Here is a 13,222-nt window from a genome sequence, read left to right on the forward strand (position 1 = left end):
TGTGCACCGTCGTCCGCGCACGCCCGTGCACGCGCGGGGTGACCTGCGACGACGTCGTGCACGCCGGTGCACGACGGCGGCACCGTGCTCAGTCGGTGGCCTCGGGCCGGTCACGGGTCGGCGCCGGCGCCGCCGCCAGCCGCCGCGCGCGGCCTCCGCGCGTGAGCGCGTACAGGGCGAGGAGCACGACGACGAGCCCCGCCGTCGAGGCGAGCTGGGCGCGCGCGGTGTCGTCCGTGAGCATGAGCACGGCGAGCGCCGCGAGACCGACGAGGACCGCCCACGTGAGCCACGGGTAGCCCCACATGCGCAGCGTCAGGGGCTCGCCGGCGGCCCGCGCCTCGGCCTCGAGCCGGCGTCGCAGGCGCAGCTGTGACACCGCGACGAGCACCCACACGACGAGCAGCGCCGCACCGACGGCGTTGAGGAGGACGCCGAGGAGCGCGTCGGGCGCGAGCCAGTTGAGGCCCACGGCGACGAGCGAGAAGAACACCGACACCAGCACCGAGACCCACGGGACGTCGCGGCGCGAGACGCGGCGCAGCGCCGTCGGGCCGTCGCCCCGACCGGCGAGCGAGTACGCCATGCGCGACGTGCCGTAGACGTTCGCGTTGAACGCCGACAGCAGCGCGACGACCACGACGACCTCCATGAGCCGCGCGGCGCCCGGGAGGCCCGCGAGGTCCAGCACCGCGACGAACGGGCTCTCCGCGAGGAGCGGGGAGTCCCACGGCAGCACGAGCACCATGATCGCGACCGAGCCCAGGTAGAACAGGAGGATGCGCCACACGATGGACCGCGTGGCGCGCGCGACGGCCGTGCGCGGGTCGCGGGCCTCGGCGGCGGCGATTGTGACGATCTCGATGCCGCCGAACGCGAAGACCACGACGAGCAGCCCCGCCGCCACGCCGGCCAGGCCCTCGGGCGCGAAGCCGCCGTGCCCGAGGAGGTTGCTCGTCCCCACGGGATCCGTGCCGGGCAGGAGGCCGAGAACGAGCAGCACGCCGACCACCAGGAACCCGACGATCGCCGCGACCTTGACGAACGCGAACCAGAACTCGAACTCGCCGAACTGCCGCACACCCCACAGGTTCACGACGGCGAACACCGTCACGACGGCGAGCGCCACGCCCCACTGCGGCACGCCCGGGAACCAGCCGGTGACGATCACGGCGGCACCCGTGATCTCCGCGCCGAGCACCATGACGAGCATGAACCAGTAGAGCCAGCCGAGGACGAACCCGGCCCACGGGCCCAGCGCCTCCTCCGCGTACACGGAGAACGACCCGCTCGCGGGCCGCGCGCTCGCCATCTCGGCGAGCATCCGCATGACGAGGATGACGAGGACCCCGGCGATGGCGTACGACACGAGCACCGCGGGCCCGGCGGTCGCGATCCCGACGCCCGAGCCGAGGAAGAGCCCGGCACCGATCGCCGAGCCGAGACCCATCATCGTCAGGTGCCGGGCGCGCAGGCCGTGGCTGAGCCGGTCGGGGGACGTCGGGCCGGTGGCGGCCGGGCCAGGGCGGGGCGTCCGGTGGGAGGGGGGCGTGGAGGTGCTCATGAGGTCCTGCGGTGGGAGGGGTCCGGCCGGTCGGCCGACGTCCGACGCTACCTGACCGCCGTCAGGCCCGGTGATCCCTCGCCCCGACAGGTCCGGGCACGACGGCGCCCCGCACCCGGGCGCGTGTCGTCGCGCAGGTGCGGGGCGTCGTCGGGCACGCCCTTGTGCCTCGGCCCCTAGGGCGTCGCCGTGCGCGGCGCCGGGGCCACGTGCCTCGCCTCCCGGCGCGGTTCCGTGGCCGGACGCGCAGCGGGGTCGTCCTCGTGAGCCGGGCCGACGGGCGGGGTGGTGCCGTCCGGGGTGGTGCCTGCCGGGGTCGACGACGCCGGCGCGGGACGTCCGGTCGAGCCGTTGAGCACGCCGTCGTCCTCGAGGTCCTCGAGGTCGTCGTCGTCCACCGCGCTCGCGCCCCGCTCGGCGCCCTCCGCGAACACCGACGGGTCCGGCGGCGTCCCGGCCTTGATGTGGTTGAACAGGATGTTCAGCAGGATCGCCATGATCGCGGCCGAGCTGATCCCCGAGTGGAAGATGATGCCGAACCACGTGGGGAACTGGTCGTAGAAGTCGGGCTTCGCGATGGGGATCATGCCGAACGAGATCGACGCGGCGACGATGATGAGGTTCACCGAGTTCGAGTAGTCGACCTTCGCGAGCGTGCGGATTCCCGACGCCGCGACCGAGCCGAACAGCACGACACCGGCACCGCCGAGGACCGGCGTCGGGACGGCGGCCACGACGCGCCCCAGGATCGGCAGCAGACCCAGGACCACGAGGATCGCGCCGCCCGCCGAGACGACGAACCGCGACTTGATGCCCGTGATGGCCACCAGGCCGACGTTCTGCGCGAACGCGGACTGCGTGAACGACCCGAAGAACGGCGACACCACCGACGACGCCATGTCGGCGCGCAGGCCGTTGGCGATGCGCTTGCGGTCCACCTTGGTCTCGACGATCTCACCGACGGCGATGATGTCCGCCGTCGTCTCGGTGAGCGTCACGAGGATCACGATGAGCATGGAGACGATCGCGGCGATCTCGAACGTCGGGGCGCCGAAGCCCAGGAACGCGGGGAACGCCGCGACGGGACCGTCGCCCACGCCCGAGAAGTCGGCCTGGCCCGTGAAGAGCGCGACGACCGTGCCCAGGACGATCGCGAGGAGGATCGACAGGCGCGAGACGGTCCCGCTGCCGACCTTGGAGAGCAGGATGACGATGGCGAAGGTCAGCGCCGCGAGCCCGATGTTGCTCACCGAGCCGTAGTCCGGCGAGTCCGCGTTGCCGCCCATCGCCCAGTTCGCGGCGACGGGCATGAGCGTGAGGCCGATCGTCGTGATCACGACGCCCGTGACCACCGGTGGGAAGAACCGGATGATCTGCGCGAAGAACGGCGTGATGAGGAAGCCGACCGCCGACGCCACGAGCACGGCGCCCAGCACGGCCTGCATCCCTCCCCCGCCGCCGACGATCGCGACCATCGTCGACACGCCCGCGAACGACACGCCCTGCACCAGCGGAAGCTGCGAGCCGAAGAACGGGATGCCGATCGTCTGCAGGATCGTCGCCAGGCCGCCCATGAAGAGCGACGCGGCGACGAGCGTGCCGATCTCGGCGGGGGTGAGGCCCGCGGCGGAGCCGACGATCAGCGGCGGGGCGATGATGCCGCCGTACATCGTCAGGACGTGCTGGAAGCCGTAACCGAACGTCGCCCCGAGGGGCAGACGCTGGTCCTCGGGGCGTACGGGACGGCGTTCGGCGTCGTCCGCGACCTTCTGGGCTCGCGCGTTCATAGCGGACCTCCTCGTCAGCTATCGTTCCGCTCAGCGGAAAAGTACTTCCACCATTCGAACCCCAAGTGTGACGCGTGTCAAGTCCCGATCACCAACTCGTCCGTGGCCTGCGGCGACGCGATCCGGATCCGCCCGACCTTCGGGGCGTCGATCCGTCGGGTCACCCGTCTGGGATCGGACCCGACTGCGCGACCGATGGGTTGGGGCGCCGAACCCCGGGTTGTGCGGCGATCGAGCCGCCGAAGCGCGCATGGCCCCGGGTTCGGCACACGACGACCCGTAACCCCGGGTTCGGCACGTGGCGGTGGCGAACCCCGGGTTGTGCGGCGATCGAGCCCTCGAACGGCCCGTAACCCGGGGTTCGGCAGGCACCGTGGCGCACAACCCGGGGTTCGGAGTCAGCCCGCGACGAGGCGGCGCGCCGCGGCGGAGTGCTCGGCGGCCAGCGCGCCGAGGTCCAGCCCAGGGATCGCGCCGTCGACGACCCGCCACGCGCCGCCCACCATGACGCGGTCCGCGCGGTCCGCGCCGCACAGCAGCAGCGCGGCGACGGGGTCGTGCGTGCCGGAGAAGCGCAGCTCGTCGAGGCGCCACAGCGCGAGGTCGGCCTGCTTGCCCACGGCGAGCACGCCGACGTCGTCCCGGCCGAGCACCCGGGCGGACCCGCGGGTCCCCCACCCGAGCGCGCGCGTCACGGGGATGTCGGCGCCGTACTTGAGCCGCTGCAGGTAGAGCGCCTGGCGCGCCTCGAGGATCATCGTCGACGCGTCGTTCGACGCCGACCCGTCCACCCCCAGCCCGACGGGCGCGCCCGCGTCCTCGAGCTCCACGGCCCGGGCGATGCCGGACGCGAGGCGCATGTTCGACGTCGGGCAGTGCGCGACGCCGGTCCCGGCGGCTCCGAGCCGGCGCACCTCGTCGTCGTCGAAGTGGATGCCGTGGCCGAGCCAGGCGCGGTCGGTGAGCCAGCCGACCGACTCGAGGTAGTCGACGGTGCGCAGGCCGAACCGCTCGCGGCAGAAGTCCTCCTCGTCGATCGTCTCGGCGAGGTGGGTGTGCAGGCGCACGTCGAGCGCCTCGGCGAGCGCCGCGCTCTCGCGCATGGCCTCGGTGGTCACGGAGAACGGCGAGCACGGGGCGAGCGCGATCTGCACCTGCGCCCCGGCGCCGCGCTCGTGGTACGTCTCCACGAGCCGGCGCGAGTCCTCGAGGATGACGTCGAGGGTCTGCACGACGGACTGCGGCGGCAGGCCGCCGTCGTCCTCGCCGAGCGTCATGGACCCCCGGGTGAGGGTCGCGCGCATCCCGAGGCGCCGGACGGCCTCGACCTGGATGTCGATCGCGTCGTCGAGGCCGTCGGGGAAGACGTAGTGGTGGTCGGCCGCCGTCGTGCAGCCGGACAGGAGCAGCTCGGCGAGCGCGACGGTCGTGGCGAGCTCGTGGTCGCGCGGCGTGAGGCGCGCCCACACCGGGTAGAGGCGCTGGAGCCACGGGAACAGCGGGGCGTCGGCGACGGGCCCCCAGGCGCGCGTGAGGGTCTGGTAGAAGTGGTGGTGCGTGTTGATCAGGCCGGGCGTGAGCACGTGCTGCGACGCGTCGAACGTCTCGTCGGCGGGCGTCGCGGGTGCACCGCCCGCCGGGACGAGTTCGGCGACCACGCCGTCCTCGACGACGATCCCGCCGCGCGCGTCGGGAGCGTCAGGGGTGTCGTCGGCGGTGAAGACCCCGAGCGGGTCGCGGATCCAGAGACGGGTCATGAGGGCTCCTGGTGGCTGGTCGTCGCGTCACCGGTGGCGGGTCGGGCGGCGCCACAGCGACGCCACAGGCGCCGGCTCAGTGGTCCTGTCTGCCGATCCAGGGGCCGACGGCGGTGCGCCGCGGCTCCTCAGGACGGTAGGACCGGACGGGGCGCGTGGTCAACCGCGCGGGGCCCGCCGCGCGCCGTGCTCTCCCGCGCGCCACCTGCACCGGTGCGCCATGCTGGTGCCGCCGTCCAGCCGTCGAGGGGGTCTCCGTGAACGAGTACGCGCCGCTCGTCCCCGTGTTCGTCGTCGCGCTCCTGGCCCCGTTGCTCTCGGGACTGATGCCGGCCCGCGCCCGGCTCCCCCAGGTCGTGCTCCTGCTGCTCGGGGGCGTCGTCATCGGGCCCCAGCTGCTCGACGTCGCCGGCCCGGACGACGTGGTCCTGCTCTCCGACCTCGGCATGGGCTTCCTCTTCCTCCTCGCCGGGTACGAGCTGGAGCCGAGCGTGCTGCGCGAGCGCGAGGGCCGACGCGCCGGCAGCGCCTGGCTGACGTCTCTCGTGCTCGGCGCGCTGGTCGCCTTCCTGCTCCTCGAGCACGACACGGTCCACGCGCTCGCCGCGGGCGCGATCGCCCTGACGACGACCGCGCTCGGGATCGTGCTGCCGATCCTGCGCGACGCGGGATGGCTCGGCACGCGCCTGGGGCGGACCGTGCTCGTCAACGGCGCGGTGGGCGAGCTCGCTCCGATCGTCGCCATGGCCCTGCTCCTCGGGACGCGCCAGACGGGGGCCGCCGCCGTCCTGCTCGTGCTCTTCGGAGCCGTCGCGATCGGCCTCGCGGCGCTCCCGGCGCGGGTCCACGCGTCCGCGGGGTCCCGGCTCCTCGAGGCGTCGGAGCACGGCACCGGGCAGAGCACGCTGCGCCTGACCGTCCTGCTGCTGGTCGCCCTTCTCGCGACCGCGGCGGCGATGGGCTTCGACGCGGTGCTCGGGGCGTTCGTCGGCGGCATGGTCCTGCGGCGGTGGGCTCCCGGTGACGTCCGACGGCTCGAGGAGAAGCTCGACGTCGTCGCGTGGGGCGTCTTCATCCCCGTGTTCTTCGTCAGCTCCGGCATGGGCCTCGACGTCGACTCGATCGTCGCCGCGCCGGCCCTGCCCGTCCTCCTGCTGGTGCTGATGCTCCTCGTCCGTGGCGGTCCGGTGCTCTTCTTCTTCCGTCGGGACCTGCCCGCGCGCGAGCGCGTGCAGACGGCGCTCTACTCGGCGACGGCGCTGCCCGTCCTCGTCGCGCTCACCGAGCTCGCCGTGGACGACGGTGCGATGAGCTCGCGGACCGGCGCCGCGCTCGTCGGCGCGGGCGTGCTCTCGGTCGTCGCGCTGCCGCTGATCGCGGGCCGGCTGGGCCGGCGGTCCGGAGACCGCGAGCCGTCGGGCACGGCCGCGGACGAGGGCCCTGCCGACGGCGTCGTGGAGACGGTCTGAGCTCGCCCGGCGGGAGCTGTCAGGCGTCGCGCGCGCAGCGGAACCCGATGTGCGTGGTCGACGTGTCGTCCGCCTGGGGCGAGCGCGCCGCGGGGCGGAAGCGCAGGCAGTAGTCCGGCGAGCACAGGTACGACCCACCCTTGAGGACCCGCCGCGGGATGCGCGAGCCGGGCTCCGCGCTGGCCGCGGCCAGGAGGTTCGGTCGCTGCTGCGCGTCCACGGGCGCGACCCCCGGCGGGTGGTGGCGCGGCGTGTAGTAGTCGCTCGTCCACTCCCAGACGTTGCCGACCATGTCGAGGAGCCCGTACCCGTTGGCGGGGTACGAGCCCACCGGGGCGGTGGACGCGCCGAACCGCCCACGGTCGTCGTACGGGAACCGGCCGATCCACGTGTTCGCCCGTGCGGTGCCGTCCGGGTACGGCTCGTCACCCCACGCGAACGCGGCACGGTCGTCGCCCCCGCCCCGCGCGGCGTACTCGTGCTCCGCCTCGGTCGGCAGGCGAGCGCCCGCCCAGCGCGCGTACGCGGAGGCGTCCTCGTACGCCACCTGGACGACGGGATGGTCCATGCGGTCCTCGATCGACGACCCCGGACCCTCGGGACGGCGCCACTGCGCCCCCGGTTGCCAGCGCCACCACCGGCTCCAGTCGCTCAGGTCGACGGGCCCCGGTGTCGGCGTGAACACGAGCGCACCGGGCGCCCGCTCCGCAGCGGTGACACCCGGGTAGTCCGCCACGCCGAGGGGCCGCTCCGCGACCGTCACGTACCCCGTGTCGGCGACGAACCGTGCGAAGTCCGCGTTCGTCACCTCGCGGCGGTCGATCCAGAACGGCTCCACGACCCGCTCGTGGACGGGACGCTCGTCCGGGTAGAAGCTCACGCTGCCCATCCGGAACGTCCCGCCGGTCACGAGCACGCGGTCGGGGCCGATCGGTCGCGGGGTCACGGTCAGGGGGTCGTCACGAGATAGTCGTCCGCCTCGTCGTCCCACGCGAGCGTCACCGCGCCCGCGGCCTGCGCGGCCTTGCAGAACTGCAGGAAGCCGCGGTACCCGAGCGCCTTCTCGCTGAAGTCGGGCCGCTTCTTGCGGATGGCGTTCTTCAGCCCGGACAGCACCGCGGACCCGCCCTCCTCCTGCACGACCGAGCGCAGGAGCTCGAACGTCGTGCCGGAGTCACCCTGCGCGGGCAACGACACCTCGGGGTCGCCCGTGGCGGGCCCGGGCGCGAGCTCGACGAACCCGCGGTCCGCGAGGAACCGCAGGAACTCGCCGAACGTGCGGAAGCCGTAGTCCGCCTCGCTGAACGTCGGGTCCTTGCGCAGCAAGGTCCGCTTGAGGACCGACGCCGTCACGGCACCGCTCGTCGAGGCCTCGAGGTCGGCGAGCGTCTGCGCGACGCGCACCTCCATCGGGACGTCCTCGCCCGCCGGGGCGTCGTCGTCGGCCTGCGTGACGCGTGCGCCGTCCCCGGACGACGGCGCCGCCTCCTCGAGGGACGTCGCCTCGCCATCGACCTCCTCGGGGCGCGTCGTCGTGGGCTCGCCCCGGCGCGCGGCACGGCCGACGGCCTCGCCGAGCTCCGCGAGCTCGGTGCTCGTCGTCGCGGGGGTCTCGGCGGCGGGCTCGGCGGTCTCGGTCAGCGTCCCGGCGGTGGTCCCGCCCTCGTCCGCAGCCTTCCTCCGCGTGGTCGCACGACCGCCGCGGCGCGCCTTGGCCCCGCTGCCCGCCGCGGCGGGCTTGTCGGCGCCGGCCCGTGACCGCACGCTGCGGGGCGCCGGCTCGTCGGGGACGTCCACGCCCTCGAGGCGGTCGTAGAACAGGAACTCGTCGCACGCGGGCGGCAGGAGGCGCGACGTCGACTTCTCGACCCCCACGCCGATGACGCGCTTGTTCAGCTCGCGCAGCTTGTGGACGAGCGGGGAGAAGTCGGAGTCTCCGGTGCACATGACGAACGTCGAGATGTAGTCGCGCTCGAACGCCATCTCGATCGCGTCGACGACCATCTTGATGTCGGCCGCGTTCTTGCGCGACGCGCCCATCCGCTGCGGCATCTCGATGAGCTCGACCTGGTGACGGGTCAGCGAGCGCCGGTCCTCGTCGAAGTAGGACCAGTCCGCGTAGGCGCGCCGCACGACGACGCGGCCGCGCACCGCGAGCGCGTCGGCGATCGGCCCGAAGTCGAACGACATCCCGCCCAGGTGCTCGCGCGCGCCGAGCGCGAGGTTCTCGTAGTCGATGAAGACGGCCAGGCGTTCCTCGGTGTCCATGCCCCGAGCCTAGGGCTCCGGTGCGCCAGGTGCCGGGTCGCCCCCCGGTCCGGGACCTGCGGCATCGGAGCCCTCCGGCCGTTGTGTACGATCGTCCATATGCCCTCGCACGTCCTCCCGCGCCCGACACCCGAGGTCCTGCGCGCGCGACGCGCCGTCGGCGTGCTGTTCCTCACGAACGGCGCGCTGATCGCCAACCTCGTGCCGCGCTACCCGGAGATCAAGGCCGGCCTCGAGCTGGGCAACGCGACGTACGGGCTGACCGTGGCGGCGCTGCCCGCGGGCGCCATCGCCGCCGGTCTCGCGGCCGCGTCGCTCGTCCGGCGGTTCGGCTCGGCACGCGTCGCCGTCGCGGGCACGATCCTCACGGCGACGGGCATCCTCCTGGCGGGCCTCGCACCTGCCCTCCCGCTCCTCGTCGTGGCGCTCTTCGCGGCGGGGGCGACGGACGCGTTCACCGACGTCGCGCAGAACGCCCACGGCCTGCGCGTCCAACGACGGTACGGGCGCTCGATCATCAACGGCTTCCACGCCCTGTGGTCCGTGGGCGCGGTGCTGGGCGGGGCCATGGCCGCCGCCGCGATCGCCCTCGACCTGCCGCTCGGCGTCCACCTCGGCCTCACCGGCGTGCTGTTCTCCGTCGTCGCGCTCGTCGCGCTGCGCTGGTGCCTCCCGGGGCGGGACGGCGACCTGCCCGACGCCGCGGCCACAGACCCACGGACGGCCTCGGCCACAGGTGCCTCCGCGGGCGGCGTGGTCGCGGACGGGCCCGACGCGCCGCCCCCACCGTCCCGGGGCCGGACGACGGCGGTCCTGGCCGCGCTCGTCCTGGTCGCCGTGGCCGGCACGCTGGTCGAGGACGCCGGCAGCACGTGGGCGGCGGTCTACCTGTCCGGGTCGCTCGGCGCACCCGCGACGCTCGCGGCCGCCGGGTTCGTCGCGCTCGTCGGCGCGCAGTTCGTCGGGCGTCTCGTCGGGGACCGGCTCGTCGACCGGTTCGGGCAGCGCGCGGTCGCACGCACCGGCGGTGCCCTCGTCGCGGTCGGGACGGGGCTCGCCCTCGCGTTCCCCTCCGTCCCCGGGACGATCGCGGGGTTCGCCGCTGCGGGGTTCGGCGTCGCGACGCTCGTCCCCGCAGCGATGCAGCAGGCGGACGAGCTCCCCGGGCTGCGTGCCGGGACGGGGCTCACCCTCGTCTCCTGGCTCATGCGGCTCGGGTTCCTGCTGTCGCCGCCGGTCGTCGGGCTCGTCGCCGACGCGACGAGCCTGCGCGCCGGCCTGCTCGTGCTGCCGGTGACGGGCGTCGTCGTCGTGCTCCTGGCGGGCGTGCTCGCGCCGCGACGGGTCCCCGCGGGCCGGCCGGACGCCGTCGGCCACGACGACCTCGCCCGCGAGCGCCACGACAACCCCGACCACCGCACCCCCGAGCCCGAGGAGGCCACCGCATGACCACCACCGACTACTTCGCCGGGGACGACCGGACGAGCTACGAGCGCATGGCCGCAGGCGACCTCTACGTCGCCGACGACCCGGCCATCGCCGCGGGAGTCCAGCGCGGGCTGCGCCTCGTCGACGCGTTCCACCGGGCCGTGCTCGACGGCGACGGCGACAACACCCGTGCCCACGAGATCCTCACCGACCTGCTCGGCTCGCTCGGCGCGGGCTCCTGGATCAAGCCGCCGCTCGCCGTGGACTTCGGCAGCAACGTGCACCTCGGTGACCGCACGTTCGTGAACTCGGGCCTGACCGCGCTCGACGTCGCGCGCATCACCGTCGGCGACGACTGCCTGATCGGCCCGAACGTGCAGCTCCTCACCCCGACCCACCCCGTCGACCCCCAGCCCCGGCGCGACAAGCTCGAGGCGGCCGAGCCCATCACGCTCGGCGACAACGTGTGGCTCGGCGGCGGGGTGATCGTGTGCCCCGGCGTGACCATCGGTGACAACACGGTCGTGGGGGCGGGCTCCGTGGTGACGCGCGACCTGCCCGCGAACGTCGTGGCCGTGGGCAACCCGGCGCGCGTGATCCGCGAGAACATCTGAGCCGTGAGCGCACCGGACTCCCCGCGCACCCGGACGCAGCGCCCCCGGCGTCACGACCCCGACCGCCGCGAGCGCATCGTGGCCGCGTGCCTCGACGTGATCGCCGAGCACGGCGTCGCGGGCACGTCCCACCGGCGGGTCGCCGCCGCGGCGGACGTGCCGCTCGGCTCGATGACGTACCACTTCGACGGCATGGACGAGCTGCTGCGCGAGGCGTTCGGGAGCTTCGCGCGCGGCGCCGCCGCGCAGTTCGAGCGCCGCATGGCCGGCGCCCGGACCCCCGGGGAGGCCGTGCAGGCGGTGACGACGCTCATCACGCACGACGTCTTCGCCACCCAGCGCGACCTCGTGCTCAGCCACGAGCTCTACACGCTCGCAGCGCGCGACCCCGCCTACCGCACGCTGACGAACGACTGGATGCGCCGCAGCCGCGACGCCCTCGGCCGCCACTTCGACCCCGCGACGTGCCGCGTCCTCGACGCGTTCGTCGAGGGCATGACCATCCACCGCGCGCTCGACACCGAGCCGCACGACGACGTCGACGTCCTGGACGCGGTCCGTCGCCTCGCACAGGTCCCCTGACCCCGGCCGACGCGCTCTCCGCAGGAGCTGGCCCCGCCGGGGCGTGGGCCGCCCACGTCGTCCGCCGACAGCGCGGACCGCTCGCTCGGGGCGGCGATGAGTTCCAGGGTCGAAGAGCGTCAGTCCTGTCGCGCATCGTCTCGCTCCCGGGACCTGCGGCCGACAGGACCCGAAGGACGGAGAGGCATGGACGCGACGACGACCGTCCGGGCGAACGATGTCGCGCTCGGCGTCGAGCACTTCGGCAACGAGGCGGCACCGCTCGTGCTGCTCGCGGGCGGGACGACGATGCTCTCCTGGCCCGATGCGCTCTGCGACGCGCTCGCGCGTGGCGGACGCCACGTGGTGCGGTACGACCTGCGAGACTCCGGCGCGTCGACCACCGTCGATCCCGCGGCTCCGGCGTACACGCTGCGCGACCTCGCTGCCGACGCCGCGGCGCTCGCCCGCGAGCTCGACGACCGGGCGGCGCACCTCGCAGGTATCGGCGTGGGCGGGATGGTCGCCCAGGTCGCTGCGCTCGACCACCCCGCCGCGTTCCGTGCGCTCACCCTCGCGGGGACGCGGCCCGTCGCTCCCGGACCGGTCGACGACGACCTGCCCGACCACGATGCGTCGACCATGGGCCGACTGTTCTCGCGCCCGATGCCCGACTGGTCCGACCGCGCCGCGGTGGCGGAGTTCGCCGCCGGCAGCGCCCAGATCCTCGGCGACGATCCGGCTGCCGCGCGGGCGATCGCCGAGCGCACCTGGGACCGCACCACGAGCACGGAGCCCGCCCTGAAGATGGCCGACCAGCTGGGCACGGTGTTCGCCGGGCTCGACTGCACGCCGCGCTGGCGCGAGCGGCTCGCCGGGCTCGCGGTCCCCACGCTGGTCGTGCACGGCGCGCGCGACCCGTTCTTCCCGATCGGCAACGCCCGAGCCCTGGCGCGCGAGATCCCCGGCGCGAGCCTGCTCGTGCTCGAGTCGGCCTCGACCGCGATCCCCGACGCAGCCGTCGGCGAGGTCTCGGCCGCGATGCTCGCGCTCTAGGCCTGCCGCGCGACGAGAGTGCGGGCCGGATGCCCAGGCGGCCGTCAGATGATCTTGGGGAAGCTCAGCAGCAGACCGATCCCGACGACGAAGAGGACGCCGCCCGCGCCGACCATGCCCCACGACGCGCGCTCCGAGCGGAACCGTCCAGCGAACGCGCCGAAGAACAGGACGAGGGCGAAGAGGACGGTCACGAGCGTGTAGTCGTCGCCGCGCTGGTTGTTGCGGAGAGCCTGGTCGAAGTACTCGTCGGCACGGGCGTCCGCATCGGCGGCCTCGACCTCGCCGGGCGGCACGTAGGTGTCGAGCGCGAACGGGCTCAGGGCGGCGTCGGGGTTCTGCAGCGGGCGCGACGCGAGCCACTCCTCGAACGCCGGCTCGAAGTGCGGCGTGAAGCGCTCGCGCGCGAAGTCCTCCAGCTCGGTGTCGTCTGTCGCGTACGCCTCGAGCCAGAGGCTGAAGACCTGGAGGTCGATCGCTCGCGCCGCCTCCGCGCGGGTCCGCTCGGTCGACGCCTCGATGCGCTGGGAGGACGCGCGCGAGAACGCGATCGACATCTCGCCGCCCCACTTGCTGGCCTCGAACCCGCTCCACGCGGTGAGCACCGCTGTGATCGACAGCACGACCACGGTCACGGTCTCGCGCAGCGACCTGCCCTCGTGGCCGGCCTCCCGCGCGCCGCCCCGCTCCCCGCCCTGCTCGCCGCCGTCGCTCACGG

General features: G+C 74.1%; 11 protein-coding genes. 5 read left to right on the top strand and 6 right to left on the bottom strand.

The genetic code is table 11. The features are described from left to right. Positions 1-88: 88 nt before the first annotated feature. The 3 genes from V5D56_RS02860 to V5D56_RS02870 all read right to left on the bottom strand — a co-directional run bounded on the left by V5D56_RS02860 (position 89) and on the right by V5D56_RS02870 (position 5,108). Positions 89-1,564 (bottom strand): amino acid permease, encoded by a 1,476-nt coding sequence (locus tag V5D56_RS02860; protein ID WP_435737558.1) that lies wholly within the window; start codon positions 1,562-1,564, stop codon positions 89-91. A 176-nt stretch (positions 1,565-1,740) separates the two neighbouring features. Beyond that, entirely contained in the window at positions 1,741-3,351 is a 1,611-nt protein-coding gene (locus V5D56_RS02865; protein ID WP_435737559.1) for a nucleobase:cation symporter-2 family protein, read from the bottom strand. 398 nt (positions 3,352-3,749) lie between these two features. Beyond that, a complete protein-coding gene (locus V5D56_RS02870) occupies positions 3,750-5,108 on the bottom strand; it encodes an 8-oxoguanine deaminase (protein ID WP_435737560.1) in 1,359 nt (452 codons plus the stop codon). A 257-nt stretch (positions 5,109-5,365) separates the two neighbouring features. Between V5D56_RS02870 and V5D56_RS02875 the strand changes: the two genes are divergently transcribed. After that, entirely contained in the window at positions 5,366-6,577 is a 1,212-nt protein-coding gene (locus V5D56_RS02875; RefSeq protein WP_435737561.1) for a cation:proton antiporter, read from the top strand. A 19-nt stretch (positions 6,578-6,596) separates the two neighbouring features. Here the strand turns inward: V5D56_RS02875 and V5D56_RS02880 are convergent, their stop codons facing one another. Both V5D56_RS02880 and V5D56_RS02885 read right to left on the bottom strand, forming a co-directional pair. Beyond that, entirely contained in the window at positions 6,597-7,523 is a 927-nt protein-coding gene (locus V5D56_RS02880; RefSeq protein WP_435737562.1) for a formylglycine-generating enzyme family protein, read from the bottom strand. A gap of 2 nt (positions 7,524-7,525) precedes the next feature. Beyond that, positions 7,526-8,845 (bottom strand): NYN domain-containing protein, encoded by a 1,320-nt coding sequence (locus tag V5D56_RS02885; RefSeq protein ID WP_435737563.1) that lies wholly within the window; start codon positions 8,843-8,845, stop codon positions 7,526-7,528. A gap of 99 nt (positions 8,846-8,944) precedes the next feature. On the opposite strand from V5D56_RS02885, the gene V5D56_RS02890 reads away from it, so the two are divergent. The 4 genes from V5D56_RS02890 (at position 8,945) to V5D56_RS02905 (ending at position 12,504) form a co-directional block, all read left to right on the top strand. After that, positions 8,945-10,294 (top strand): MFS transporter, encoded by a 1,350-nt coding sequence (locus tag V5D56_RS02890; protein WP_435737564.1) that lies wholly within the window; start codon positions 8,945-8,947, stop codon positions 10,292-10,294. Beyond that, on the top strand, positions 10,291-10,887 hold the full coding sequence (locus tag V5D56_RS02895; protein WP_435737565.1) for a sugar O-acetyltransferase: 597 nt from the start codon (positions 10,291-10,293) through the stop codon (positions 10,885-10,887). The genes V5D56_RS02890 and V5D56_RS02895 overlap by 4 nt, the downstream gene beginning before the upstream one ends. Positions 10,888-10,890: 3 nt before the next feature. Then, positions 10,891-11,469 (top strand): TetR/AcrR family transcriptional regulator, encoded by a 579-nt coding sequence (locus V5D56_RS02900; RefSeq protein WP_435737566.1) that lies wholly within the window; start codon positions 10,891-10,893, stop codon positions 11,467-11,469. A 186-nt stretch (positions 11,470-11,655) separates the two neighbouring features. Next, on the top strand, positions 11,656-12,504 hold the full coding sequence (locus V5D56_RS02905; protein WP_435737567.1) for an alpha/beta fold hydrolase: 849 nt from the start codon (positions 11,656-11,658) through the stop codon (positions 12,502-12,504). A gap of 44 nt (positions 12,505-12,548) precedes the next feature. Here V5D56_RS02905 and V5D56_RS02910 read toward each other — a convergent pair whose 3' ends face one another. Further along, a complete protein-coding gene (locus V5D56_RS02910) occupies positions 12,549-13,220 on the bottom strand; it encodes a hypothetical protein (RefSeq protein WP_435737568.1) in 672 nt (223 codons plus the stop codon). Between the last annotated feature and the right edge of the window lie 2 nt (positions 13,221-13,222).

Source organism: Cellulosimicrobium sp. PMB13 (assembly GCF_051294865.1).
Classification (GTDB): domain Bacteria; phylum Actinomycetota; class Actinomycetes; order Actinomycetales; family Cellulomonadaceae; genus Cellulosimicrobium.

What these genes read in the sequence shown, in the direction of transcription:
- V5D56_RS02860 (WP_435737558.1), bottom strand. Translation starts at nt 1,564, where the DNA reads ATGAGCACCTCCACGCCCCCCTCCCACCGGACGCCCCGCCCTGGCCCG.
- V5D56_RS02865 (WP_435737559.1), bottom strand. Translation starts at nt 3,351, where the DNA reads ATGAACGCGCGAGCCCAGAAGGTCGCGGACGACGCCGAACGCCGTCCC.
- V5D56_RS02870 (WP_435737560.1), bottom strand. Translation starts at nt 5,108, where the DNA reads ATGACCCGTCTCTGGATCCGCGACCCGCTCGGGGTCTTCACCGCCGAC.
- V5D56_RS02885 (WP_435737563.1), bottom strand. Translation starts at nt 8,845, where the DNA reads ATGGACACCGAGGAACGCCTGGCCGTCTTCATCGACTACGAGAACCTC.
- V5D56_RS02890 (WP_435737564.1), top strand. Translation starts at nt 8,945, where the DNA reads ATGCCCTCGCACGTCCTCCCGCGCCCGACACCCGAGGTCCTGCGCGCG.
- V5D56_RS02895 (WP_435737565.1), top strand. Translation starts at nt 10,291, where the DNA reads ATGACCACCACCGACTACTTCGCCGGGGACGACCGGACGAGCTACGAG.
- V5D56_RS02905 (WP_435737567.1), top strand. Translation starts at nt 11,656, where the DNA reads ATGGACGCGACGACGACCGTCCGGGCGAACGATGTCGCGCTCGGCGTC.